General features: G+C 72.4%; 4 protein-coding genes. All 4 read right to left on the bottom strand.

Annotated elements, in window-relative coordinates; all coding sequences use genetic code 11:
• Nucleotides 1-76 precede the first annotated feature (76 nt).
• On the bottom strand, nt 77-355 hold the full coding sequence (locus ACLJT4_RS42345) for a DUF6303 family protein (RefSeq protein ID WP_411130500.1): 279 nt from the start codon (nt 353-355) through the stop codon (nt 77-79).
• A complete protein-coding gene (locus ACLJT4_RS42340; protein ID WP_411130499.1) occupies nt 352-606 on the bottom strand; it encodes a DUF6284 family protein in 255 nt (84 codons plus the stop codon). The genes ACLJT4_RS42345 and ACLJT4_RS42340 overlap by 4 nt, the downstream gene beginning before the upstream one ends.
• Nucleotides 607-681: 75 nt before the next feature.
• Nucleotides 682-1,155 carry a transcriptional regulator gene (locus ACLJT4_RS42335; protein ID WP_411130498.1) on the bottom strand — a complete coding sequence of 158 codons (474 nt, stop codon included), beginning with the start codon at nt 1,153-1,155 and terminating at the stop codon, nt 682-684.
• 178 nt (nt 1,156-1,333) lie between these two features.
• A partial coding sequence (locus tag ACLJT4_RS42330; RefSeq protein ID WP_411130496.1) for an ATPase occupies nt 1,334-1,699 on the bottom strand: 366 nt, incomplete at its 5' end.

Here is a 1,699-nt window from a genome sequence, read left to right as displayed (position 1 = left end):
GCCATGGCGCCGTGGTTGTGTTGGCGCACTGCCTCGGAGGCGGCCTGCAGCTGCTCGGCGGGGCTCAGGGACTCGCTCATGCTGCCTCTCCCGTCCCTGCGGGCTGTACGTCCAGGGCGGCCAGCAACTCCACGGAGTCCATGTAGCCGGTGGGCAGTTCCTGCCACTCCCACTCGGCGCTCGTGTCCGCCTCGTAGCCGAGGGCCGCGAGCGCCGTGTCTCGCTGGGCGAGCGTCGGGATCGCCGCCGAAGCGCCGAACTTGTGCGTCGGCCAGTCCCAGGGGTAGGGGCTGTCGGTGACGACGTAGATCTCCCACGTGGAGTCCGTGTTCGTCAGGCGGGCGCTGTGCGTCATGCCGCACCGCCCGTCTGCGCCAGGCCGGCGGCGCGGTTGGTCAGGTCGCGGCGGGCCGCGAGCATCTTGCGGCGGGCCCGCCGGATCCGCTGCTGGTCCACCTCCGTCACCGGGCCGTCCAGGGCCCGGATCTGCGCGTCCAGCAGCTCCACCTCCGCCTCGATGAGCGGCGTCTCGACGGCGATCGCATCCAGCTCCGCGGCGGTGGGCTCACGGTCCGGGTCGGGGGCGAGTGCGATGATGGTGCTCATGGGTTGAGTCCTTTCGAAGTGAACGGCCCAAGGGCGGCTCCGGGGGGCAATCCCGGGGCCGCTTGCCGTTCGGGGTCAGATGGTGGCGATCAGGACGGCTGCGATCAGCAGCCACAGGTGGTGGAAGGACTGGTCGAGCGCGTAGGCGCCGGTCCCCAGGTGCGCGGCCGGGGCGCCCTTGGCGGTGGCCGGGTGTGCGGGGTGTGCTCTGGTGCCCAGCCCGTAGAACTCTGTTTTGCCGGTGATTCGGGCGAGCCAGGCGAGGGTGCTGCGGCGGTCGGCCCACCAGTGCGTCACCGCGTCCAGCCCCAGCCCCAGCACCAGGCCCAGGGCCGACAGGTGCAGGCCGAGCAGGGCGGCGACGGGAAGGAGTAAGGCGAGCTTGGTGGCGGTCAGGGTGGCGACGTGCCGGGCGCCGGCCAGCCGTCCGACCCAGCCGGGGCGGCCCTTGTCGGCGGACTGGCACGAGGTCTGCACCCAGTGGTCCCCCACGCTGTGAGCGACGTAGAGGGTGGCGAAGGCAGCAGCGAACGTCGAGGCGTCGGGCATCGGAGCGGGACTCCTGTCGGGTCTGGGCGTGGTCGCGACCTGGGCAACCAGCCGGTTAAGCCGCGACGACGGGCTCCGGCCGGTCATGTTCGCGGCGGGCCGCACAGGAGCGGCCGGTGCCCTGGCCGGGAGTCGAACCCGGCCTTGCGACCATCAGGGCGATCAGGTGAGAGCGTCTTCAGCGCTGGACGACGGGCCGGTGGAGGTCTCGGTGGGTGACCGTGACCTCGTGGCCCGCCAGGCGGAGCCAGCTGGTCAGGGCCAGGGCGACGGTCGGGGCGCGGTGTCGCCCGCCGGCGCAGCCGGTGGCGACGGTGACCGGCCCGGCGCTGGGGCCGGAGGCGAACGCGTTCACCGCGTTCGCCGTGGCCTCGACCAGGTCGGTGATGCCGGGGGTGTTGAGCACCGCGGTACGGACCGGCACGTCCAGGGCTGTCATGTACCGCAACTCCGGGCTGACGTGTGGGTCCCGGAAGTGCTCACGCAGGTCGAGCGTGAGATGCGCCGTCGGCGGTGCGTCGTGCAGGTAGCCGAACGAGATGAC

This window comes from Streptomyces sp. x-19 (genome assembly GCF_046549115.1).
GTDB lineage: Bacteria > Actinomycetota > Actinomycetes > Streptomycetales > Streptomycetaceae > Streptomyces > Streptomyces albulus_C.
The sequence above is the reverse complement of the archived record's forward strand: the minus strand, read 5'-3'. Positions and strand labels throughout refer to the sequence as shown.

Excerpts from the sequence above, each read along its gene's own strand:
- ACLJT4_RS42345 (WP_411130500.1), bottom strand. The coding sequence starts at position 355 with ATGACGCACAGCGCCCGCCTGACGAACACGGACTCCACGTGGGAGATC.
- ACLJT4_RS42335 (WP_411130498.1), bottom strand. The coding sequence starts at position 1,155 with ATGCCCGACGCCTCGACGTTCGCTGCTGCCTTCGCCACCCTCTACGTC.
- ACLJT4_RS42340 (WP_411130499.1), bottom strand. The coding sequence starts at position 606 with ATGAGCACCATCATCGCACTCGCCCCCGACCCGGACCGTGAGCCCACC.